General features: G+C 52.5%; 24 protein-coding genes and 1 pseudogene. 6 read left to right on the top strand and 19 right to left on the bottom strand.

What is annotated here, in order from left to right:
- Positions 1 to 58: 58 nt before the first annotated feature.
- The 10 genes from LVJ88_RS04045 to hisH form a co-directional block, all read right to left on the bottom strand.
- Positions 59 to 466 carry an energy transducer TonB gene (locus LVJ88_RS04045; RefSeq protein WP_085356765.1) on the bottom strand — a complete coding sequence of 136 codons (408 nt, stop codon included), beginning with the start codon at positions 464 to 466 and terminating at the stop codon, positions 59 to 61.
- A gap of 114 nt (positions 467 to 580) precedes the next feature.
- Positions 581 to 979, bottom strand: coding sequence for a phosphoribosyl-AMP cyclohydrolase (hisI, locus tag LVJ88_RS04040; protein WP_085356764.1), 399 nt, complete (start codon positions 977 to 979; stop codon positions 581 to 583).
- Positions 980 to 1,056: 77 nt separating this feature from the next.
- Positions 1,057 to 2,583, bottom strand: a complete 1,527-nt coding sequence (locus LVJ88_RS04035) for an amidase (protein ID WP_416171758.1) — start codon at positions 2,581 to 2,583, stop codon at positions 1,057 to 1,059.
- 26 nt (positions 2,584 to 2,609) lie between these two features.
- Complete coding sequence (locus tag LVJ88_RS04030) at positions 2,610 to 3,074, bottom strand: copper resistance protein NlpE N-terminal domain-containing protein (protein WP_085356763.1); 465 nt, start codon at positions 3,072 to 3,074, stop codon at positions 2,610 to 2,612.
- A gap of 40 nt (positions 3,075 to 3,114) precedes the next feature.
- A complete protein-coding gene (locus LVJ88_RS04025; RefSeq protein WP_085356762.1) occupies positions 3,115 to 3,873 on the bottom strand; it encodes a sulfite exporter TauE/SafE family protein in 759 nt (252 codons plus the stop codon).
- 55 nt (positions 3,874 to 3,928) lie between these two features.
- Entirely contained in the window at positions 3,929 to 4,477 is a 549-nt protein-coding gene (locus LVJ88_RS04020) for a CreA family protein (RefSeq protein WP_085356761.1), read from the bottom strand.
- A gap of 57 nt (positions 4,478 to 4,534) precedes the next feature.
- On the bottom strand, positions 4,535 to 5,302 hold the full coding sequence (gene hisF / locus LVJ88_RS04015; protein ID WP_054599254.1) for an imidazole glycerol phosphate synthase subunit HisF: 768 nt from the start codon (positions 5,300 to 5,302) through the stop codon (positions 4,535 to 4,537).
- 60 nt (positions 5,303 to 5,362) lie between these two features.
- On the bottom strand, positions 5,363 to 5,680 hold the full coding sequence (locus tag LVJ88_RS04010) for a hypothetical protein (protein WP_085356760.1): 318 nt from the start codon (positions 5,678 to 5,680) through the stop codon (positions 5,363 to 5,365).
- Between the two features lie 122 nt (positions 5,681 to 5,802).
- Entirely contained in the window at positions 5,803 to 6,540 is a 738-nt protein-coding gene (hisA, locus tag LVJ88_RS04005) for a 1-(5-phosphoribosyl)-5-[(5-phosphoribosylamino)methylideneamino]imidazole-4-carboxamide isomerase (RefSeq protein WP_085356759.1), read from the bottom strand.
- Positions 6,541 to 6,749: 209 nt separating this feature from the next.
- Entirely contained in the window at positions 6,750 to 7,394 is a 645-nt protein-coding gene (hisH, locus tag LVJ88_RS04000) for an imidazole glycerol phosphate synthase subunit HisH (protein WP_085356758.1), read from the bottom strand.
- 191 nt (positions 7,395 to 7,585) lie between these two features.
- Here hisH and dapC point away from each other — a divergent pair, with 191 nt between their 5' ends.
- Positions 7,586 to 8,773, top strand: a complete 1,188-nt coding sequence (gene dapC, locus LVJ88_RS03995) for a succinyldiaminopimelate transaminase (protein WP_085356757.1) — start codon at positions 7,586 to 7,588, stop codon at positions 8,771 to 8,773.
- A gap of 226 nt (positions 8,774 to 8,999) precedes the next feature.
- Here dapC and LVJ88_RS03990 read toward each other — a convergent pair whose 3' ends face one another.
- From LVJ88_RS03990 to bamJ, 3 genes are all read right to left on the bottom strand, one after another.
- Positions 9,000 to 9,653 carry an IS1595 family transposase gene (locus LVJ88_RS03990; RefSeq protein WP_085417784.1) on the bottom strand — a complete coding sequence of 218 codons (654 nt, stop codon included), beginning with the start codon at positions 9,651 to 9,653 and terminating at the stop codon, positions 9,000 to 9,002.
- Between the two features lie 139 nt (positions 9,654 to 9,792).
- Positions 9,793 to 11,139: a DEAD/DEAH box helicase gene (locus tag LVJ88_RS03985; RefSeq protein ID WP_085356756.1), complete on the bottom strand. Its 1,347-nt coding sequence runs from the start codon at positions 11,137 to 11,139 to the stop codon at positions 9,793 to 9,795.
- A gap of 428 nt (positions 11,140 to 11,567) precedes the next feature.
- Positions 11,568 to 12,347: a BamJ family beta-barrel-assembly machinery protein gene (gene bamJ, locus LVJ88_RS03980; RefSeq protein WP_085356755.1), complete on the bottom strand. Its 780-nt coding sequence runs from the start codon at positions 12,345 to 12,347 to the stop codon at positions 11,568 to 11,570.
- Positions 12,348 to 12,735: 388 nt separating this feature from the next.
- On the opposite strand from bamJ, the gene LVJ88_RS03975 reads away from it, so the two are divergent.
- The 4 genes from LVJ88_RS03975 to nusB all read left to right on the top strand — a co-directional run bounded on the left by LVJ88_RS03975 (position 12,736) and on the right by nusB (position 15,109).
- Entirely contained in the window at positions 12,736 to 13,641 is a 906-nt protein-coding gene (locus LVJ88_RS03975) for a DMT family transporter (RefSeq protein WP_054599262.1), read from the top strand.
- Between the two features lie 38 nt (positions 13,642 to 13,679).
- Positions 13,680 to 14,003 (top strand): DUF2185 domain-containing protein, encoded by a 324-nt coding sequence (locus LVJ88_RS03970; RefSeq protein WP_054599263.1) that lies wholly within the window; start codon positions 13,680 to 13,682, stop codon positions 14,001 to 14,003.
- Between the two features lie 113 nt (positions 14,004 to 14,116).
- A complete protein-coding gene (gene ribH, locus LVJ88_RS03965) occupies positions 14,117 to 14,614 on the top strand; it encodes a 6,7-dimethyl-8-ribityllumazine synthase (protein WP_054599264.1) in 498 nt (165 codons plus the stop codon).
- A 69-nt stretch (positions 14,615 to 14,683) separates the two neighbouring features.
- Positions 14,684 to 15,109 carry a transcription antitermination factor NusB gene (gene nusB / locus LVJ88_RS03960; RefSeq protein ID WP_085356754.1) on the top strand — a complete coding sequence of 142 codons (426 nt, stop codon included), beginning with the start codon at positions 14,684 to 14,686 and terminating at the stop codon, positions 15,107 to 15,109.
- A 118-nt stretch (positions 15,110 to 15,227) separates the two neighbouring features.
- Here nusB and hemA read toward each other — a convergent pair whose 3' ends face one another.
- Complete coding sequence (gene hemA / locus LVJ88_RS03955) at positions 15,228 to 16,487, bottom strand: glutamyl-tRNA reductase (RefSeq protein ID WP_085418939.1); 1,260 nt, start codon at positions 16,485 to 16,487, stop codon at positions 15,228 to 15,230.
- Positions 16,488 to 16,726: 239 nt separating this feature from the next.
- Positions 16,727 to 17,764, bottom strand: coding sequence for a sensor histidine kinase (locus LVJ88_RS03950; protein ID WP_054599267.1), 1,038 nt, complete (start codon positions 17,762 to 17,764; stop codon positions 16,727 to 16,729).
- 46 nt (positions 17,765 to 17,810) lie between these two features.
- Between LVJ88_RS03950 and argH the strand changes: the two genes are divergently transcribed.
- Positions 17,811 to 19,193 (top strand): argininosuccinate lyase, encoded by a 1,383-nt coding sequence (gene argH, locus LVJ88_RS03945; RefSeq protein WP_096777412.1) that lies wholly within the window; start codon positions 17,811 to 17,813, stop codon positions 19,191 to 19,193.
- 31 nt (positions 19,194 to 19,224) lie between these two features.
- On the opposite strand, the pseudogene LVJ88_RS03940 reads toward argH, so the two are convergent.
- The 4 genes and pseudogenes from LVJ88_RS03940 to lptF form a co-directional block, all read right to left on the bottom strand.
- Positions 19,225 to 19,367: pseudogene (locus LVJ88_RS03940) on the bottom strand (lipoprotein signal peptidase); the annotation flags it as partial.
- Between the two features lie 185 nt (positions 19,368 to 19,552).
- Positions 19,553 to 20,392, bottom strand: coding sequence for a sugar nucleotide-binding protein (locus tag LVJ88_RS03935; RefSeq protein ID WP_085418937.1), 840 nt, complete (start codon positions 20,390 to 20,392; stop codon positions 19,553 to 19,555).
- A gap of 118 nt (positions 20,393 to 20,510) precedes the next feature.
- Complete coding sequence (gene lptG, locus LVJ88_RS03930) at positions 20,511 to 21,578, bottom strand: LPS export ABC transporter permease LptG (RefSeq protein ID WP_085418936.1); 1,068 nt, start codon at positions 21,576 to 21,578, stop codon at positions 20,511 to 20,513.
- Positions 21,575 to 22,687: an LPS export ABC transporter permease LptF gene (gene lptF, locus LVJ88_RS03925; protein WP_085356778.1), complete on the bottom strand. Its 1,113-nt coding sequence runs from the start codon at positions 22,685 to 22,687 to the stop codon at positions 21,575 to 21,577. Before lptF ends, lptG begins: the two co-directional genes overlap by 4 nt.
- Between the last annotated feature and the right edge of the window lie 109 nt (positions 22,688 to 22,796).

Here is a 22,796-nt window from a genome sequence, read left to right as displayed (position 1 = left end):
GACTTGATTGTTTACCGAAACCAATACAAACTGTTTTATGCACGCTTCTTTTCCCTGCTCAACAGATGCTTTTTGCACATTGCCGTTTGCCCCCGTCCAAACGGAAGCGCAAGGGAATACGGAACGCTGTCCACCCGTGCGGCTTGAATGTGGCTTGCGCTATTGTTTTTTTAGCCGCTTCGTCCAATACTTTATATCCGCTTGATTGGATTACCTCTACGTTTTGAATACTCGCATCGGGCGCAACCAGAACGGAAACGACCACATCGCCTTCCCAGCCTTTCATTTCCGCTTCTTCAGGATAGTGAAGCATCGGCACAGGTATCCAGCCCGAATGCGGGTTTGTATCAGCCTTTTTAATCTCGTTAAAAGTCAAAGGCGTTGTTAATGCGGCAGGTTCGGCAAACGCTTTCGTGCTTACGCCCACTGCCATCATTACCCATAAAATGCACAGATGTTTTTTCATTTTTTCCGTGTTGTATTAAAAATATATTTTAGAAAAACCCGTTAAGCGATTTTAATGAAGCGAGTAAAGCCCGTTTTGGCTTCGCAGAAGCCTACGGCTTTCAGACGGCCTCTATCAACCGTGCGTATGCCCGTAAATCTCTTTTTCGTCTTTCAATACCGCATCCACAATCTGCCACGCTCCATCGCGCCACACGCGGTAGAAGCAGCTTTCGCGCCCCGTATGGCAGGCAATGCCGCCTGCTTGGTCTATCAGCATAATCACCGCATCGCCGTCGCAATCCAAACGCAGCTCGTGCACTTTTTGCGTATGCCCCGACTCTTCGCCTTTCATCCATTGCTTTTGGCGCGAACGGCTGTAATAGTGGGCATAACCCGTTTCGGCGGTTTTTTGCAGCGCTTCGGCGTTCATCCAAGCCACCATCAGCACGCGCAGGGTTTTCGCGTCTTGTGCGATGGCGCAAACTAAGCCTTTTTCATCGAATTTAACGGCATCCAGCAGTGGGTTCGGCATGTTTGTTACTCCTTTTTCAGACGGCCTTGTTGTTACAGGCTTTCTTATACGACATTTTTAAGGTTGGTAATTTTATCTTATATGGACGGCTGTTTATCCGCCCACGGTTGAATCTGCTCTAATTGCGCCGCCAAGCGCAGCAGTAAATCTTCCCGCCCGTGTGCTGCGGCAAACTGTGTACCTATCGGCAGCCCGTTGTGCCAAAACAGCGGCACACTCATGGCGGGATTGCCGGTCATATTAAATGGTGCGGCGTAGCCGATGTATTGCAACGTGCGCTCGGCTTCTTTTTCAATCAAGGGGTTTTGTTTCATCAGCCAGCCTAATTTCAACGTACCGAACAGCAAACGGATGATCTTTTGCTCGGTTTCAGACGGCATGAGTTCGCCGATTTTCGGTGTGGTACGCGGGCAAATCGGTGTCATTAAGACATCGTAGCGTGTAAAAAACGCTTCGGCGGCGCGCCCCTGTGTCAGCATCACGTCACGCGCCCACGCCATTTCGCCTGCACTGATTTGCTGTCCTTGTGAAATCAACGCCCAAGTTGTCGGTTCCAACTGGCTGTGATGCAGTTTTTGCCCCGTTGCCTGTTGATGAAGATAAAGCAGTTTGGCTGTTTCACCCATCACCAAGACCCGTGCTGCACGGTTGAGTATTTTAGGCGGGGAGAAATCGGGAGAGGCTTCTTCTAAATCATGCCCTGCATCTGACAACAATTTCAGGCTGTGGGCAAATGCCGCTTGCGTGTCTGCATCATTTTCTCCGCCAAACCACGGCTTCTGCCAAAAAGCGATTTTCAGACGGCCTGTGTCACGTTTGAGGCCGTCTGAAAACGATTCGGCAGGTCGGGGGCAGGCATACAGGGCGTGTGTTTGGGTTTGAGCCGCAATATCGAGAAACAGGGCGCTGTCGCGCACGCTGCGGGTCAGCACATGTTCGTTGACCAAGCCTTGCCATGCTTCGCTTTGTAACGGTTCAAAGCTGCTGCGGCCACGGCTCGGTTTCAAGCCGAAGATGCCGCAATTATGGGCAGGCACACGTATCGAACCGCCGCCGTCGCCGCCATGTGCCGCCGGTACAACGCCTGCGGCAACGGCTGCCGCCGAACCGCCGCTGCTGCCGCCCGGTGTATAGCTTAAGTTCCACGGATTACGGGTAATCCCGTAGATTTCTGTTTGCGTAACGGGATACGCGCCCCATTCCGGCGTGGTGGTTTTACCGAAAATGCGCAACCCCGCATTTAGATAAGCCTGAGTTAAAGCGCTGTTTTGTTTGGCTACATAATTTTTCATCATGCGCGAACCAGACCATGTGGGCGTGCCTTCCCAATCGGCGATTAAGTCTTTCAATAGAAACGGCACGCCGACTAAAGGCGCATGGGGATTTTCAGACGGCCTCTGCCATGAAAAAGCCCGTTCGCGCAAATCATGGGCCAATAAATTCAGCTTGGGATTTACCGCGTCTAAACGGTTTAAGGCCGTCTGAAGCACTTCATCGGCAGATACTTCGCCTTTGCGGATCAACTCTGCCAAGCCGACGGCATCATATTTTCTGTATTCCTCAAACTGCATGGTTTCTCCTTGTTGTACAGCAGAGCAGGCCATCGCAAGAATGCCTGTCTGAAAACCGCTCACTGCCCGGGCACAAAACTGCCGGTTTTTGCCAAACCGCAGATTTTCCCCTTGCCGTCGGGATAGGCTTTGCCGTCGTTGCCGCGCATTTGCAGGCCTTTTTCGTGAGCGAAAAACACCATATCGTCGCCCGCCGCATCCAATTGCAGCAGGCCATCGTCGCGCCAATGGAAGATGCCGCGTTTTTCAGACGGCAATACGCCGGCCACTCTGCCGACGTGTCGGGTAGTTAAGCTGTAATGCAGATTGTCGCGCAAAACGATGGTGGCTTCGATGTAATCGCAGTCGGCGCAAGGCAGTTCGCCGCGATAGATGCCGACCCAAGAAGCCGAATCTTTGGCGGCAACTGCGGATAAAACTTCGCGTTCGGCTTGGGATTGGCTGCTGCTTTCGGGCGCACAGGCCGTCTGAAATAAGGCTGAGGCAAGCAGAATGTAGCGGTAGGATTTTGCGGGCATGTTCATGAATTTACCTTTTGAAATCTGTGTTTTCAGACGGCCTCATTTACTTTAAAAACGCCGCGGCCACGGCCACAACCGTCATTACAAACAAAATCGTGCGCAAGGTGTTGGGCGAGAGTTTTAAGGCAATTTTCACGCCGATCATCGAGCCGATGGCATTGCCTGCCGCCAGCACAAGGCCGACATCCCACCAAATCTGCCCCTGCACGATAAACACGGCCAAAGCCACGATGGTGAACGCCAGCGTGCATACCAGTTTTAAGGCATTGGCGCGCAGCAGGTTGTAATGCAGCACGCCCGCCAGCACGGGCAGCAAAATGAACGCGGTGCTGGCTTGCACAAAGCCGCCGTAGATGCCGACGGCAAACAGCAAAACCGCTGCGCCGCGGGTGTCGGATACTTTGCGTTCCTGCACGTTTTGCGGCGGCAGCAAAAGCTGCGGTTTGAGAAAAGTGAGCGTGGCCACGCCGAGAATGCAGACGAGCAAGGCGGGTTTCAGAATCTGATTGGGCAATACCGAAGCCAGCACGGAGCCGACCAAACCTCCGAATATCATCGGCAGCAAAATGCCGCGCAAATCGTGCGTGGGCAAGGCGCCGGCGTTTCTAAACCCTCTGATGCCGGTGAGCGACTGGAAAAAAATGCCGACGCGGTTGCTGGCATTGGCAATATCGGGCGGCACGCCGAAGGCCATCAACAGCGGCAGAATCAGATTGGAACCTCCGCCCGCCAAAATATTGATGATGCTGGCCAAAATGCCCAGCACGGCAATCGCCGCATAATGCCAAAGGGTTAAATCCATGCTGATCCGATCTGTTTGTAGCTTGGTAGAAGCCTAGGGCTTTCAGACGGCCTGTTTATTTTTGGGCAAGCGTAACGATGCACGAGCCGTGAATCTGCTGGTTGGGCTGCACGCTCACTTTGGCAGCGTCCAGCGGCGCTCCGGTGTAGCAGGAGAAAGCGTCCATCGAGTTTTTCGGCGAACCTTGAATCACTTTATCGCTGTACACCATGTATGAAAACACTTTACGCGCAGGGTCGTAATAGCGCATCACTTGCAGGGTTTTGAAAATAAAGCTGGAGCCTTTTTTGAAAATTTTCTGCGGTTTGGCGATTTCGGCTTCGTTAAAGCTGATTTGCGGCGCGGTCTGCACGCAGGATACGGAAGCGTCGGAAGCGTCTTCTTCCAAGTTCACCGTTTCTTTCAGGCCGCCTTTTTTAGCGTAGGAAATATAGCAGGTAACACCTTGGATCTGCGGGTCGTCGAACGCATGGATTTCAATGCGGTCGTTTTTGCCGAGCATGTTGAACACGGTGCTGGCCTCGCCGATTTTATCGGTATCCCCACCGCCGCCGCACGCGGCCAGCAGGGCAGACATCAATATAATTGGAATGAACTTTTTCATATCGGTTTCTTTCTTTTCAGACGGCCTCAACGGTTGAAAGGCCGTCTGAAATCAATATTACAAACGCATTTCGATACCCGCCGCACGCATGGCTTCTTTGGCTTCGCGTATGCTCACTTCGCCGAAGTGGAAAATGCTGGCGGCCAGCACGGCATCGGCCTTGCCTTCTTTTACGCCTTCAATCAGGTGCTGCACGTTGCCCACGCCGCCGGAGGCGATAACGGGAATATCCACCGCTTCGCTGATGGCGCGGGTAAGCGGCAGGTTAAAGCCGATTTTGGTGCCGTCTCTGTCCATGCTGGTGAGCAGAATCTCGCCTGCGCCGCGCGCCTGCATGTTTTTCGCCCATTCGACCGCATCAATGCCGGTGGCTTTGCGTCCGCCGTGGGTAAACACTTCCCAGCGGGTGTTTTCGGGGTTGACGGCTTTGGCATCAATCGCCACCACAATAGCTTGCGAGCCGAAAAAGCCGCTGGCTTCGTTCACCAAATCGGGGTTGGTTACGGCAGCGGTGTTGATGCTGGCTTTGTCGGCACCCGCGTTGAGCAGGCGGCGCACATCGGCTACGGAGCGCACGCCGCCGCCGACGGTGAGCGGTATAAACACTTGCGAGGCCACTTCTTCAATCACATGCAGAATGGTGTCGCGGTTGTCGGAAGAAGCGGTGATGTCGAGAAAGGTCAGCTCGTCGGCACCTTCGTCGTTATAGCGTTTGGCTACGTCAACCGGATTGCCGGCATCGCGCAGGCCGACGAAGTTGACACCTTTGACCACACGGCCGTTGTCCACGTCCAAACAGGGGATAATGCGTTTTGCTAATGCCATGAATCATTCCTGAAAACAAATCCGTAAAATAAATTCAGGCTGCACCAAGCAGCCTGCCGTTTATACTATCCACGAAGCCACCCAGCCGGGCAACCGTTCGGAGAGCTGATAAAAGCCCACAGCAGAAATACAAGCAATCAGCATAGTGGTTACAAAGCTGTTGGAATAACGGTTAACCACCGTTAATACGCCGGCTACATACATCCACAAAATGGCCATAATCAGCGCCCATTCGCCGTTAATCATCGGTATGGCAAAATTCACACCCATACTGATCAGCACGGCAATAATCATGAAAGTCAAACTTTCGCTGATGGCGTGAACATCGCGATCATAAGACCATATTGCCCAAAAACCGAGCAAAAAAGCCTGAAACATATTTTTACCTTATAAATTCAATAAGTAAGACGAAATTTGATGAATAGTGTGCTCGGGCAAACAAACCGGGCTGCGCTGCAAACCCTTTCAGACGACCCGAGCATATTATTTTTATGTAAGCGTTATGCCAACGAATCGGCCAACTGCTGCGCTTCGGCAAAATCGATGCTGCCTTCGTAAATCGCCCGGCCGGTAATCGCACCCGCCACACCGCTTTTTTCTACCGCACACAAGGCGCGGATGTCGTTCAAATCGGTCAGGCCGCCTGAAGCGATAACAGGAATGTTCACCGCTTCGGCCAGCTTAACGGTGGCTTCGATGTTGACACCGCTCATCATGCCGTCGCGGCCGATATCGGTATAGATGATGCTGTTCACGCCGTCGTCTTCAAACCGTTTGCTCAAATCGATAACGTGATGGTCGGTTACGGTTGCCCAGCCGTCGATGGCCACCATGCCGTCTTTGGCATCCAAGCCAACGATAATGTGGCCGGCAAATTCTTGGCAGGCTTCGCGCACGAATTCGGGATTTTTGACTGCGGCCGTGCCGATAATCACATCGGTCAAACCTAAAGCCAGATATTTTTCAATGGTTTCCAAATTGCGGATGCCGCCGCCGAGCTGAACGGGGATTTCTTTAGACACTTCCTGCAAAATCGCCGCAATCGCATCGAGGTTTTTCGGCTTGCCTGCGAATGCGCCGTCCAAATCCACCAAATGCAGGCGGCGCGCGCCTTGTTTCAGCCAATGCACGGCGGTTTCGGCGGGGTTGTCGGAAAACACGGTGGCTTGATCCATCAAGCCCTGTTTCAGGCGCACGCAGCGGCCTTCTTTCAAATCTATGGCAGGAATCAGTAACATATTGATTTCTTTTGTTTTAAAGTAAAGTTTCAGACGGCATTAAGAAATAAAGGCCGTCTGAAAGCCGGAATCACAGCATAAAACCTTTGCCCCGCAGATGCGGATGCCGTTCAATCAAATCAATCAAATAAATAGGCAGGCAACTTCTGGTGCGGAAATGCGCCGCAGACGGCGGTTTTGCAAAATTTTCAGCATTTATTTTACACAACTTATCCGTTCCAGCGTAAAAAATTACGCAAGAGCAGTAAGCCGCCGTCATGGCTTTTTTCGGTGTGGAATTGGGTAGCGAATACATTGTCTTTGCCGACGATACACGCAAATTCGTTAGGGTAGCTGCTGGTGCCGAGTATGATGTCGTTATCAGCGGGCGCAAAATAGTAGCTGTGCACGAAATAAAAACGGGTGTCTTGCGGAATATCTTGGAACAGCGGGTGCGCCTGCGTTTGGTGTACGGTATTCCAACCCATATGCGGCACTTTCAGCTTGCAGCCCTCTTCGTCGTGAAGATTGGCGGCAAAGCGTTTGACGTCGCCTTTAAACCAACCCAAACCGGCGGTATCACCCTCTTCGCTGTGCTCGAACAAAAGCTGTGCGCCCACGCAGATGCCGAAAAACGGTTTGTTTTTCAGGCCGTCTGAAACGGCTTCGCCAAGTCCGCTTTTTTGCAACGCGCCCATGCAGTCCGGCATGGCGCCCTGCCCCGGAAAAATGATTTTATCGGCGGCAAAAACCTCTTCAGGGCGGTGGGTGAGTTTGATTTCAGCGTCAACTCCGGCAAGTTTTTGCGCGGCCTGCACGGATTTGAGCACGGAATGCAGGTTACCCATGCCGTAATCTACGATGGCAATATTCATAGTGGAATCATCCTTTTCAGACGGCCCGAAACCTTCGGGTAAACTTAACTGAGGTTTCGGATTTTTTAGTTTGCCGCATCATATCAGAATCATGATATGCCCGAAATATGCGCCGCCGAAAGAAGCGGAATAATGCTAAGATACGCGTTCTTTGACCTTATTTAACCAATCCAGCCGAACTCTTCCGCACCATGAATCCATTGCTCGACCTTCTCAAACCTTATCCTTTCGCCCGCCTGCGCGAAGCCATGAACGGAATCGACGCCCCGCACGGCCTGCAACCTGTTCCCCTGCATATCGGCGAACCCAAACACCCTGCGCCTAAAGTCGTTACCGATGCATTAACCGCCGCTTTGTCCGAATTGGAAAAATATCCGCTGTCTGCAGGCTTGCCCGAACTCCGCCAAGCCTGCGCCGATTGGGTGTTCCGCCGCTACGACGGCTTGAAGCTCAACCCCGAAACGGAAATTCTGCCCGTGCTCGGCAGCCGCGAAGCCTTGTTTTCCTTCACTCAAACCGTGCTGAATCCCGTTTCAGACGGCCTCAAACCCGTGGTGGTCAGCCCCAATCCTTTTTATCAGATATACGAAGGGGCAGCCATGCTCGGCGGCGGCGAAATCTATTTTGCCAACAGCCGTGCGCCGCGCTTTCTGCCCGACTGGTCGGAAGTGCCCGAATCCATTTGGCAACGCACCCGCATCGTGTTTGTCTGCTCGCCCGACAACCCCAGCGGCAGCGTAATGCAGTTGGAAGACTGGCAAAAACTGTTTGATTTGCAAGACCGTTACGGATTTGTGATTGCCTCCGACGAATGTTATTCGGAAATTTATTTCGACGGCAAAAAGCCGTTGGGCGGCCTGCAAGCGGCGCAGCAGCTGGGCAGAAGCAACAAAGGCATCGTAATGTTTACCAGCCTGTCGAAACGCTCCAACGTGCCGGGTATGCGTTCGGGCTTTGTAGCGGGCGACGCAGACATTCTCAAAGCGTTCCTGCTATACCGCACTTATCACGGCAGCGCCATGAGCATTCCCGTTCAGCGCGCCAGCATTGCCGCTTGGAACGACGAAGCCCACGTTGCCGAAAACCGCCGTCTGTATCAGGAAAAGTTCGACAAAGTGCTGCCCGTATTACGGCAGGTATTCGACGTACGCCTGCCCGAAGCCTCGTTTTATATTTGGCTGAAAGTCCCCGACGGCGACGACTTGGCGTTTGCGCGCAAACTCTGGCAGGAAGCGGCCATTCAAGTGCTGCCCGGCCGCTTTCTCGCACGCGATACCGACAACGGCAACCCGGGCACAGGTTATGTGCGCATTGCATTGGTGGCCGATGTAGATACCTGCGTGAAAGCGACAGAAACCATTGTTTCGCTTTACCGCTAAAACGACGTTTTGCCGAATCAGGCCGAGACCTTTGCAAAACCCTCTGATGTGGATGCCGTTCAAGGCGCAGCAGCACAGCGAGTGCAGATATATCATAAATAAGGCAAAGCAAGCGGACAGCACATAGCGCAGCAATGCGCCGCAGATGGAGATGTTGCAAAGGTCTCAGGCCGTCTGAAAGTCTGAATAACGAACAGATAAAAAAAGGGGCTGAAGTAGATTAGCCCTAAACACCACACCAAAGCCGCAAAGTTTTTAACTGCTGCTTTGGTGTCCCGAAGTTAAAACGAAACTCACATTCTTTCAAGAACAGAGGAAAAGATTTTCGGTCAATTCCGTTGTATTTGCGCAAGACACGTTTCGCCTGATTCCAAAAATTCTCAATGCCGTTGATATGGTTGTGTCGGTCGGCAAACTTTTTGCTGTGATTAATCCTGTGATGGTGAAAACCGCTGACATCCAACACGTCGTAACTGCTCAGGCAGTCCGTATAAACTACGCTATCAGGTGTAATTTTCCTTGTAATAACAGGAAATAAACTTTCCTTTCGGGCATTATTCACTACAACCGTATAAACCTTACCTCCACGTTTAAGGATACCGAAAACCACCACTTTACCTGCTGCTCCCCTACCGCGCTTTCCTTTACGCTTACCGCCGAAATAGCTCTCATCCAATTCTATAGTGCCCTCAAAAACCTGATCTGCTTCCAAAGCCAAATGATGGCTGATAACAAGACGGATTTTACGGTAGAAGAGAATAGCCGTATTGGGCTGAATACCCAAGATATCGGCAGCAGAACGTGCGGTTACTTCCAATACAAAATATTCAAGCAGTTTTCTTTGCAGACTCTTCTTTAACTTACAGTGGGTTATCTTCATTTTGGCAGCCTATCATGACTGCTAATCTACGTCAGCCCCTAAAAAAATCCCGCATCAGAAATCGTGCTTGCAGGCAGTTTTCCGAATGCGGGCATTTTATTGCGTGTGTGTTTAAGTATGATCAGGCTGGAAACCTGTTTTATTTTTTGGCGAATCCGCCGGCAGGTTTTTTCTTGCCGCCGAAGCCTTCGCTCTTGGGCTTCACACCGGGTTTCTTGCCGGAGAATTTTTTGGCACCCGGTTTCTTATCGCCAAACTTTTTGTCGCCGAATTTTTTATCGCCGAACTTACGGTCGCCCCAACCGCCCTTACCTTTCGGCTTGGCCGCTTTAGATGCGCGTTTGCGGGTAGGCTCCATGCCCTCGATGGTCATCTCGGGCAGCTTACGGTTAATGTACTTTTCGATTTTGTGTACTTTAACGTATTCGTTCACTTCGGCAAAAGAAATGGCCAAACCGGTACGGCCCGCACGGCCGGTTCGGCCGATACGGTGAACGTAATCTTCGGCCTGTTTGGGCAAGTCGTAGTTGATCACATGGGTGATGGTGGGCACGTCGATACCGCGGGCGGCAACGTCGGTGGCCACCAGAATTTTGCAGCGGCCTTTGCGTAAATCCATCAAAGTGCGGTTACGCCAGCCTTGCGGCATATCGCCGTGCAGGCAGTTAGCAGCAAAGCCTTTTTCATACAAATCATCGGCCAGTTGCTCGGTCATGGCTTTGGTGGATGTGAAAATCACGCACTGATTGATGTTGGCATCGCGCAAAATGTGGTCGAGCAGGCGGTTTTTGTGGCGCATATCGTCGCAATACAGAAGCTGCTCTTCGATTTTGCCTTGGTCATCCACGCGCTCTACTTCAACCACTTCGGGGTTTTTGGTGAGTTTGCGCGCCAGCTTGCCGACTGCGCCGTCCCAAGTGGCCGAGAACAGCAGGGTTTGGCGGTCTTCGGGCGTGGCGGCAACAATGGTTTCGATGTCGTCGATAAAGCCCATATCGAGCATGCGGTCGGCTTCGTCCAAAATCAGCACTTCGAGGCGGTTGAAATCGACTTTACCGCTGTCCATCAAGTCCATCAAACGGCCGGGCGTGGCCACAATCAGGTCAATCGGTTTGCTTAAGGCTCTGATTTGGTAGCCGAAAGAAGACCCGCCGACAATGCTGACGGTGCGGAACCATTTCATGTTTTGGGCGTAGGTGAGTGCGTTTTTTTCTACTTGGGCAGCCAATTCGCGGGTGGGCGTGAGTACCAGCGCGCGCGGGCCTTTCCCGGGTTTGTCGCTGCGTTTGGTCAGGCGTTGCAATGTGGGCAGCAAAAATGCGGCGGTTTTGCCGGAGCCGGTTTGCGCCGAAGCCATGATGTCGCGGCCGTCGAGCGCATGGGGAATCGATTGTGCCTGAATCGGCGTGGGCGAATCGTAGCCTGCTTGGGTTAATGCGGATAAGAGGTTTTTGTCGAGATTTAAATCGCTAAATTTTACAGACATGGGTTTCCTGAACGGAACAACAACACTTTTTCCGCCTGAGTTTTTCAGACGGCCCTGAAGCAAAGAAGGCGCAATCGGATCATGAAATGACGTACGCAGGGTTGTCGCAGGTATTTTTCAACCTGTGGTTAACATCGGCGACAACCTGCAAGCAGCCCGGCTACGGTAAAGAAAACATGTTTTAGCGGCATTCGGGCCGATGTTTCTTGGTTGTGCCGAACAAATCAGAAAAGCTCCGCTGCTGCGGGCTTGAATCTTGAATAATGTGAAGTTGGCTGAAGACGATGGCTTCAAAAAGACAAGGTTGCGGATAGTATAGGCTTTAACCGGCACGGTCAAGGGAAATTGCCGTTTCCGATGTGCGGCGGTGTGTAAAAAAGCCGTCTGAAAACAGATATTCAGACGGCTCGGCATGGGGCGTTTGCGTATTATCGCTTGGCCGCTGCGGCCTCTTTTTCGATTTTGAGTAGCTTCACATCGAATACCAAAACTGAGTTCGGGCCGATTTTTTCGCTGGGGCTGTTGGGGCCGTATGCCATTTCGGCAGGCACGAACAAGGTGTATTCGGCACCCTCTTTCATCAGCTGCAAACCTTCCGTCCAACCTTTGATTACTTGGTTCAGGGGGAAGGTAACCGGTTTATCGCCGTGCTGCTTGCTGCTGTCGAATACAGTCCCATCGATCAGACGGCCTTCATATTCTACGGTTACGACATCGGTGGCTTTCGGCTGTGCGCCCGTGCCTTCGGTTTTCACTTTGTATTGCAGGCCGGATGCTGTGGTTTTCACGCCTTCTTTGGCGGCATTTTCTTTCAGGAAGGCTTGGCCTTTTTCAAGATTGGTTTTGGCGTCGGCTTCCATTTTTGCCTGTGCTTTTTGCTGCTGCTCATTCAGAAACGCCATCATCACTTCTTGAGCCTGCTGGTCGCTCATTTTCGGCTCTTTGCCGTCCAACACGGTTTGCAGGGCTTCGTTAAACACTTTCAGGTCGACTTCGGTGCCCTGATCTTTCATTTGTTTGAGCGAACGGCCGATGTCCATACCCATGGCGTAGCTGGCTTGCTGGGTAGGCGAACCGATGCTTGATGCGGCTGCCGAAGCGGCTTTTTCTCCGGAGGCGGCGGGTGCGTTTTCGGTGTTTTGTTTGCACGCTGCCAACGCCAATGCAGCGGTAACTGCCAATGCGCTCATTTTGAAAGTTTTCGTCATTGTTTTGATTCCTGAGTAACGGGATAAGGAAGCGTGGATTATAACCAAGTTTGCGTTAATTGAAATTAAGGCCGTCTGAAAAAAGCCAATTTTGAAACGGCCTTGTGTTAGGGCGTGTTATCGGAAAGCATTGCGGCGGTATTTTTTGGCCGCCATCCGCATCTGCGGCGTTAATGCTGCAAAGGGACAACGAAATACGCGCAAAATGTTTAATCTTGCCGTGCTTGACGCTTTGCATTGCGGGCTTTGCCTCACACAAACCGCTTCGCAAGCTTTCGGGCGACACGACCTAAAACCGCATGTTCGCGCATTTGTTTTACCGCTTCTTCTCTTTTCAGACGGCCTGACCTACAATTCAGGCCGTCTGAAACTTTACCTGCCGACCATGATGACCACATCCCAAACCAACCGCCATGCCGCACCGCTGTTGATTACGGGCTGTGTGATTTTCGGGCTGGGCAGCCTGATTGTGAAAGTAGTGCCGGTTGGCGCTTATGCCATTGCTTTTTGGCGGTTGTGCATTGCGGCATTTGTGTTTTGGGGGCTTTCGCGCTTTTTCGGCCACAAGCTCCCCCGCAACGGCAAGGCTTTGCGCTTCGCTCTGCTGGCGGGCGCGTTTCTGGGGGTGGACTTGGCCTTGTGGCACGAAAGCATTTATGCGGTCGGGCCGGGTATTTCTACCTTGCTCAACAGCCTGCAAATTTTCTTTCTCACTGCCGTCGGTTTCTTCTTTTTCGGCGAGCGTTTGGGAAAAATCCAACTCTTGAGCCTTTTGATGGCAGTGGCCGGCGTGGTTTTGATAGCCAGCCCGGAATTCGGCCGCAACGAAGCGGCGGGCTGGGGCTTTGCCAGCGGAATCGTTTCGGGCGCAATGCTGGCTTTGTCGATGGTATTTGTGCGTAAAACCCATCACATCGAACCGACGCCGCTGTTTCCGATGATGCTGTTGGTCAGCTTGGGCGGCATGGCGGCTTTGCTGCTGCCGGTTTTGCTGTTGGATACGCATCATATTTTCCCGACAACCTTACGCGATGCGGGGCTGGTTTTGATTTACGGGGTGGTAATGCAGTGTTTTGCTTGGGGTTTGATTGCTTATTCGATACCGCTGCTGCCGCTGTCGCTAACCGGCCTGCTGCTGTTGAGCGAGCCTGTGGCCGCGCTGGCGATTGATTATTTTCTGCTCGACAAACCTATCGGCGCGTTGCAATGGAGCGGCGCGGCACTTACCCTGTTTGCCATCTACCTCGGCTCGCCCGCACCGAAAACCGCCATGCGTAAACCGGCGGAATCGTGATAAAATCCTGCCCTTACTTCTCCACAGGCCGTCTGAACATGAATACCTTTGCCAATGCCCTGTCAACCGCTCTAGGCCGCTGTATTGCCGCCAAAACCGTGAGCGAAGAAGGCCGCCCCATCGGCTTTATGTACCGCGAAGAACCGGTGTTCGAGCAAGACAGCGGCTGGCGTTTTTTCAGCGGCGACGAAACCGACGAATACACCGCCGATCCCGAAAATTTCGGCGTGTACAGCATCAGCGAGATTACCCGAAACCACCCCGCCGTATCCGAATTTCTCAACCTTCCCGCCGGCTCCGCATGGGAAGCCGATGAAGAAGGCGTGTTCCAAAGCGTGAGCGATTGGCAGCCGAAAGACTGATTCCGCAACACCTGTTTTCAGACGGCCTCACAACAACACCCGCAACGGCACATACATTAAGCCGCTGCTTGCAAACCCTTTATTTTCTAACTTCTCTCTATGGAAACCGAATCATGAACATCATCGAACCTGACCACGAAGGCACAAACTTACGCATCGGTATCGTACAAGCCCGCTTCAGCAACGAAATCGGCAGCGCAATGCTCAAAGTCTGCACCGACAAACTCATCAGCTTGGGCGTGCATACCGACAACATTACCGTTGCCACCGTTCCCGGCGCATTGGAAGTGCCGTTGATCCTGCAAGAGATGGCACAATCCATGCAATACGACGCGCTGATTGCCATCGGTGCGGTTATCCGCGGCGAAACCTACCACTTCGAGCTGGTGGCGAACGAATCGGGAGCCGCCATTACCCGAGTCGGCCTCGATTACCACATGCCGATTGCCAACGCCATCCTCACCACCGAAAACGATGAACAGGCACATGCGCGCATCGAAGAAAAAGCCACCGATGCCGCCGTTGTGGCCGTTGAGTGCGCCAACTTGCTCAACCGCTTGTGGAGCGAGCAGGCCATCGACGACTTTGAAGAATTTGAAGAAGACGAATAAAGCCCGCCCGTTTTCAGACGGCCTCACCCGCCGCAGGCCGTCTGAACAGTTACACCATAAGGATTCACCATGAAAACTCCCCGCCGCCGCGCCCGCGAATTTACCGTTCAGGCACTCTACCAATCCGCCCTTACCGGCGCACCCGCTGCCGAAACCGCCAAAAACATCCGCGAAAGCAGCGACTTCAAAAAAGCCGACGACGAACTGTTTTCCGCCCTCTTCTTCGGTACCCAAGCCAACCAACGCGAATATATGCAGCAAATCCGCCCCCTGCTCGACCGCGACGAAAACGAACTCAGCCCCATCGAGCGTGCGGTATTGCTGATGGCATGCCACGAACTGAATGCCATGCCCGAAACCCCCTACCCCGTTATCATTAACGAAGCCATCGAAGTAACCAAAACCTTCGGCGGCACCGACGGGCACAAATTCGTTAACGGCATTCTCGACAAACTCGCCGTGCAACTGCGCCCGAACGACCCCAAGCGCAACTAAAAAGCGCAACTAAAAGCAAAAATTTTTTTAAATCAGTTTCACAGATTTAAAACCTAAAAAAACCGATGCCGTTTCTGAGCATCGGTTTTTTTAATCACATTTTTCAGACGGCCTCAATTCAGCCCTGCTTCAAATGCTCCAAATCATAAATCTGCGCCACGGCATCCACCAAATCGCTGCTTTGCGAACCGGCTTTATTCAAGGTGCGCGACGGCGAATGCAGCAGCTTGTTGGTCAACTGCACCGACAACCTTTCCAACACCTCTTCGGGCGGCGTACCTTTGGCCAACTGCTTCATGGCATTTTCCAAAACCTGACGGCGCGCCCGTTCGCCTTCGTCGCGCAAAGCACGGATCATCGGCACATTCTGGCGGCCTTTTTGCCACTCGACAAACTCGCCCACTTTCTGATCGACCATCGCCTCGGCAGCCTCCGCAGCTTGGCGGCGGGCCTGCTGGCCGGTTTGCACAATATTGGCAATATCGTCCACCGTATAAAGATAAGCATCGCCCAAATCGCCTACTTCGGCCTCGATATCACGCGGCACGGCCAAATCAAGCATAAACACAGGCATATTCTGACGCTGCTTCAACGCGCGCTCCACCATGCCTTTACCCACAATCGGCAATTGGCTGGCCGTAGAAGACACGATCACATCGTATTCATACAAAATTTCCGGCAATTCGGATAACAAGCGCGGCTCGGCATTGACACTGAGTTTTTCGCACAACTCCTGAGCACGGGGCAAAGTGCGGTTGGCTACCGTAATCAGGCGCGGGCTTTTGGCGGCAAAATAAGTGGCCACCAACTCAATCATCTCGCCCGCACCGATAAACAATACGTTCAAATCGGCAATATCGGGAAAAATCTGCTCGGCCATTTTCACGGAAGCAGCCGCCATCGAAACCGAATTTTCGCCCACCGCCGTGCCGGTGCGCACTTCTTTAGCCACAGCAAATGTTTTCTGAAACAGCGCATTGAGCCAAGTATCGACAGTATGCTGCTCTTGAGCCACCCGCACCGCATCTTTGATTTGGCCGAGAATTTGAGGCTCGCCCAACACCATAGAATCCAAACCGCAGGCTACACGGAAAGCATGGCGTATGGTTTCGTCGTTATCCAAAGTGTAAAGATAAGGCCGGATTTCATCGGCACTGATACCGTGATAAGCCGAAAGCCATTTGACGATGTATTCTTCATCGCCCACACAATAAAGCTCCGTGCGGTTGCAGGTAGAGAGAATAACGGCTTCCTGCGCGCCCCCGCCCGCAGTCAACGCGCGCACCGCTTCGGGCAGGCTTTCGGCAGTGAAAGCCAGCTTTTCGCGGATACTGAGAGGTGCGGTTTGATGATTGAGACCGACAGCGGTGAGTTGCATGAACAATAACAAAATGAATGTGCTAACACGTTATTATAGCTTAAGTTGAAGCTGAAAAGAATCCGGAGGCAATAGCCGTATTTGATGAACGAGCTATGTTAAAGGCTATGATTGTATTGCTGTTTTCCCTAAACCCAAGCAACCGGCAAATCATAAAAAAAGGCCGTCTGAAAAAACAGTTTCAGACGGCCTGAGAACCTTTTGCAGCATCAAACATGCAGGCAATGATTAACCATTAACTAACCGAACAGTTTTTTCAAATCAGACGATTTCTTGCGGTAGGGCAAGCGGATATCGACACGGAAAATGCCGTCAAGCTGGCGGCTTTTAATCACCGCATCGTTGTCGTACATCAATGCCAAACGCTCTTTCAAATTACGCAAAGCCATCGAATTGCCTTTATGCGGTTTGGCGTTTTCTTCACTCTCGGTCGGCACATAAGGATTTTCAATGCGGATATAAATCCAATGCTTCTGGCGCGTGGTCAACACCGAAATACAGCCCGGACGGTGGGTTGATTCAATACCGTGGAATACCGCATTTTCCAGCAGCGGCTGCAACAAAAGATGGGGGGTTTCCGCATCGTCGGGCGCGTGATGCTGCCACATTACCTGAACGCGCGTATGCCCCATACGGATCTGCTCGATGGCAATGTATTCCTGCGCCCATTCGATTTCCTGCCCGAGCGTGCTGTTTTGGCTGCCGTCGCGCAATTGGGCGCGGAACAAATTGGCCAGATTTTCCAGCAGCGTTTCTGCATCGTAAGGGCGGAGCCTGATCAAACTGATGGCCGCGTTTAAGCTGTTAAACAAAAAATGCGGGCGGATACGCGCGGTCAGCGCACTCAGGCGCGCCTCCGAAAGCGAGGGAACCAAACTGTGGCGGCGCGAAGCTTCGGTGTACATAAAACCCAAAGCAAAAAAGTTAAACAGAAAGAAATGCTGCCAAAAATACATACGTTCGCCGAGCACCACATAATCCACAACCGTAAAAATGATCAGATTGCTGATATGCACGATCAATACGGCGAATTTCGATTCGGTAATACGCGGCAAAGAGTTGGCAAGCAGATAACCTTTAATCAAAATCGCCAGCAACGTAGGCGCCGCCCATGCCGCATTATGGTAAAGCTGGTCGATATAGCTCGCATTGGAGAGACTGATCAACGGAAAGGCCATCAGACCCAATATGCTCGACAAAATCAAACGCGAGATGGTACCGAAATTCCGTAAATCAGGAAGTGCAAACCAAGATTGTATTTGGCGTATAATAGGCATCTTTACAACAAACTCTCTAAATGCGACAACTGAGTGGATGAATTTTATGAACGATAATAAAACCTGGTCGGGGCGTTTTAATGAACCCGTAGCCGAGCTGGTGAAAAAATACACCGGCTCTATCGACTTCGACAAACGCTTGGCAAAGTGGGATATACAAGGCTCTTTAGCCCATGCTCAGATGCTTGAACAAGCAGGCGTATTGAGTAGAGAAGACTTAACTGCCATCCGTCAGGGAATGGCCGATATTATAGCAGAAATCGAATCCGGCCGAATGGAGTGGTCGCTTGATCTCGAAGATGTGCACATGAATATCGAGCGCCATTTAACCGACAAAATAGGCGATGCCGGCAAACGTCTCCATACCGGCCGCAGCCGCAACGACCAAGTGGCTACCGACATCCGCTTATGGCTGCGCGACCAGATTACCGACATCCAAACCCTTATCCGCGATCTGCAATCGGCACTGGTTGATTTGGCGGAACGCAACGCCGATGTTGTGATGCCCGGATTTACCCATCTCCAAGTTGCCCAGCCGGTAAGTTTCGGCCACCACATACTTGCTTATGTGGAAATGCTGGGGCGCGATTTCGAGCGCATGGCCGACTGCCGCAAGCGCGTAAACCGCATGCCTTTGGGTGCCGCCGCCCTGGCCGGCACCACCTACCCCATCAGCCGCGAAACCACCGCCGAACTGCTCGGCTTCGAGCAAATCTGCCAAAACTCGCTCGATGCCGTTTCCGACCGCGATTTTGCGATTGAGTTTACCGCTGCAGCCAGCCTGATTATGGTGCATTTGAGCCGCTTGAGCGAAGAGTTGATTTTGTGGATGAGCCCGCGCTTCGGCTTTATCGACATTGCCGACCGCTTCTGCACCGGCTCTTCGATCATGCCGCAAAAGAAAAACCCCGACGTGCCCGAACTGGTGCGCGGCAAATCCGGCCGAGTTATCGGCCACCTTACCGGCCTGATTATGCTGATGAAATCGCAACCTTTGGCCTACAACAAAGACAATCAGGAAGACAAAGAACCTCTTTTCGATACTGCCGACACCCTGATTGATACTTTGCGTATTTATGCCGACATGATGCGCGGCGTAACCGTTAAGCCCGAAAACATGCGTGCCGCCGTGATGCAGGGTTTTGCCACGGCAACCGATTTGGCCGATTATCTGGTGAAAAAAGGAATGCCTTTCCGCGACAGCCACGAAGTCGTTGCCCTTGCCGTGCGCCATGCCGATTCGCAGGGCGTGGATTTGAGCGAACTGCCTCTGAATGTTTTACAGGGTTTCAGCAACCTGATAACCGAAGATGTTTACAGCGTGCTCACGCCCGAAGGCAGCTTGAATGCCCGTAACCACTTGGGCGGCACCGCGCCTGAGCAAGTGCGCTTGCAGGTAGAACGCTGGCGCGGTTTATTGGCAGACTGATTCTCAAACCAGTTCTCGAACAAGTTTGAATAGGCCGAGACCTTTGCAAAACCTTCAGATGTGGATGCCGTTCAAGGCGTAGCAGCACCGCGAGTGCAGACATATCATATTTAGATAGGCAAACGGGTGTTCAGCGCACAACGCAGAAATGCGCCGCAGATGGGGGTTTTGCAAAGGTCTCAGGCCGTCTGAAAATACACTCAAAGCTATACTTAACCTACTCAATTTTAGCAACCGTTGCATCATACTCGGGCTTAACCTGGGTATGATGCAACGGTTGCTTTTTTAAGTTGATTCACCACAATATCAACGGGTTTGAAAAGCTTCAGGCCGTCTGAAAACATGTTGGGCAGATTATGTTAGGGCGTATCGGCAAACTCTTCCGGCGATAGCGGCTCCCGCCCCAACAGCGAAGCAAACGCTCCGTTATCCGCACACGAACCCTGCTCCAACAATGCGATACTTCCCGGGCTGAGTACGCCGTTGCTGACGATATTCGCCAACGGCAACAGCGGCTTAATCCAAGACAACGGCAGCGCAATCATTTTTTGCGGCGGCTTTTTGTGTAGGGTTGCACGCAATGTGTTGAAATAATCCGCCAACGTCAGCGCACGGCCGCCCGTCATATTGATAACCGTGCCGTGTTCGGCCGGATTTTCCGCCAGATTAGCCAAACCTTCGGCCACTTCGGCTACATGTACGGGCTGAACATCAAAACGCCCGCCCGCAGGCATCGCCAACAGCGGCAGTTTGGCCAACAGAATAAACAGCTCGCAACTCACTCCGCCGCGCCCATACACCACCGAAGGCCGCGCAATCGACACCTGCACGCCCGAAGCATACACCGCGCGGTCGCCCCGCCCTTTACTGCCGACAAAAGCAATACCGCTCTGCGCGTCCGCACCCAAGGCAGAAAGCTGCACCCAGCGCGACACACCCTCCTGCTCCGCCCACTGCGCCAGCTGCTCCGGTGCGCGGTGATGCACCTGCTCCAAAATATCTGCATGACGGCTCATCACGCCCACAGCGTTAATCACCACATCTTTTCCGCGCAGCAACGCTCTAGCCACCGCCTCATCAAGACGAAGATAATTACACTCTTTGCGCCCCGCCGCCACAACTTCATGACCGCGCTCACGCAGGATCGCCGCCGCACGCCTGCCGATAAAGCCGTTGCCGCCCAAAATTAAAATATTCACGCTGTTCTCCTGCTATCTTTAGTCAATCAACACAAGTCAATCAACACGTTTTTAATACAAGGCCGTCTGAAAATTTTCAGACGGCCCCTTGCTTATTGTTCTGATTACATGGTATCGCTTAACGCTTTTCCTGCTTGCGGATCAAATAAACGCCTAAAACCCCGAAAAGAAGCGTCGGCAAAACCGCCGCGACAAAAGGCGGCACGCCGTAGAGTTCGCCGGTAAAACCGAACAGGCGGCCGGCAAAGTGGAAGGCCAAGCCCAAGCAGATGCCGCCGAACAACCTCAAACCCATGTTGCCGTGGCGGGTGTTTTGCGGCGTAAAGGCCAATGCCACCAGCGCCATCACCATAGCGGCAACCGGATACATCAGTTTGCGCCACCATGCGATTTCATAAGTTTTGGTTTGCTGGCTGTTGTTTTTCAGATGGCCTATATAGGTGCCCAGCGCAGATACCGACATTTGCTCGGGTTTGACCAGCAGTACGTCGAGCAAACTGCTGTTCAAGTTAACCTGCCACGGCTGTACGGCTTGGGTTTCGGTGCGCACTTTCCCGTTTTCCAGCAAGCTGCGGCGCACGTTTTTCAGCTTCCAGCTGTGTTTCTCCACCACGGCGGAATCCGCTTCAACGGCTTCGGCAAGCTGAAAGTCATTGTTGTGCCGCCAGATTTTAACGCCCAGCAAGGTATGGTCGGGCAGCATTTCGCGCACATTGATAACATTATTCTGCTCTTTCAGCCATAAGCCTTGGCTGCCGGTGCTGATTTTGCCGCTAACGGCGGTGGCTTTCATGTTTTCGGCGTGTCTGCTGAGCGAAGGGGCAACCCATTCGCCCAAAAGTGCGGTCAATACGGCAAAAATCAGGCCGAACTGCAGCAGCACGGCAATCAGCTTTTTGGTACTCATACCGCTGGTTTTCATTACGGTAAGCTCGCTGCCGGAAGCCAACTGGCTGAGTGCCACCAAACCGCCGATCAATACGGCCAGCGGCATTAAATCATAGGCATGGGCAGGCATCTGCATAAACACATACTGCATCATTTTGGCACCGTTGTAGCTGCCTTTGCCGATGTCGCCCACTTCGTTGATGATGTCGAAAAAACTGTATAACGCGAGAAATGCCAACAGCGCGTAAAACGAAGTTACACTGAGGCGGCTGATGAGGTAACGGGTAAGCAGTTTCATTTCGCACCGCCTTTCAGGCTGAGTTTGACCGCCTGCCAAAACGGTTGGGCGGGCATACTGCGCACACGCAGCAGGATAAAGGCGATAAACGCAATCAGTATGTGCATCGGCAACATACCGAGCCAGAAATTGAGTTTGCCGTCTTCAACGGCGTTGCGCAGAAAGGTAAGCCCGTTTTGGTAAATCAGATAAAGGCCGATGGCAAAGAGAATATTATAAGTATGGCCGGTGCGCGGGTTGAAATAGGAAAGCGGCACAGCCAATATGCTCAACAGCAATACGCTGATGGGCAGCGACAAACGCCACATCAGTTCGGCCTGATACTGCGGATTGCTGCTGCCGAATAATTTTTCGGTGGGAATGGTGCGGCGGTGGGAAATGGGGTCGATGATTTTCGGCGTGGTGCTGATAATCAGGCTTAAATGTTGGAATGAAACTTGGTTGTAGTCCGCCTTGCCCGGTGTGCCGCTGTAACGGTAGCCGTTGCTCAGTTCCAGCGTGCGCTTGTTGTCTTTTAAAGAAAACGTGCCTTCTTTGGCAAACACGATATTGTCGTTGCCTTTATCGTCTTGCTCGCGCAAAAACAGGTTTTTCATGATGCCTGAATCCACGTCGAAAGTTTCGACAAAATACACCCGCCCGTTGCGCTTGCCGAGTGTGCGGAACTCACCCGCCTCTACCAACGATAACTCTTGTTTCTGCTTGAGGATTTCGGCAAATTCACGGCTTCTCAGTTCCGCCCACGGCATCACGAAAAGCTGCATCACGGCAATCAACACGGCAAAGGGCACCGCAAACTGCAAAACGGGGCGTATCCATTGTTTTAATGCCAGACCGCATGAAAGCCAAACCGACATTTCGCTGTCGCGCCAATATCTCGTCAGCACGGTCAAGATGCTGATGTAGGCGGTTAATACCAGCAGCAGCGGGGTCATGCCGATTACCCAAAAACCCACCAGTGCGGCCACGGCATCAATCGCCACGCGGCCGTCGGCAGCACGCCCCAGCAGGTTGATGGCCTGCGTCGATACCAGCACCGCCAGCAGCACCACGAAGATGCCGACGGCCGTGAAGGAAAGTTCTTTAATAAAATTGCGTTGGTAAATCATAAAATTTTGCAGCTTTCGGTGCAGAAGCGGGTGTTCGTGCCGTCTGAAAAGTTTCAGACGGCCGGACATATAGAGTACAATCAGGCCGAAATGTTCAGACGGCCTGCTG

This window comes from Neisseria dumasiana (assembly GCF_022870885.1).
Taxonomy (GTDB): domain Bacteria; phylum Pseudomonadota; class Gammaproteobacteria; order Burkholderiales; family Neisseriaceae; genus Neisseria; species Neisseria dumasiana.
The sequence above is the reverse complement of the archived record's forward strand: the minus strand, read 5'-3'. Positions and strand labels throughout refer to the sequence as shown.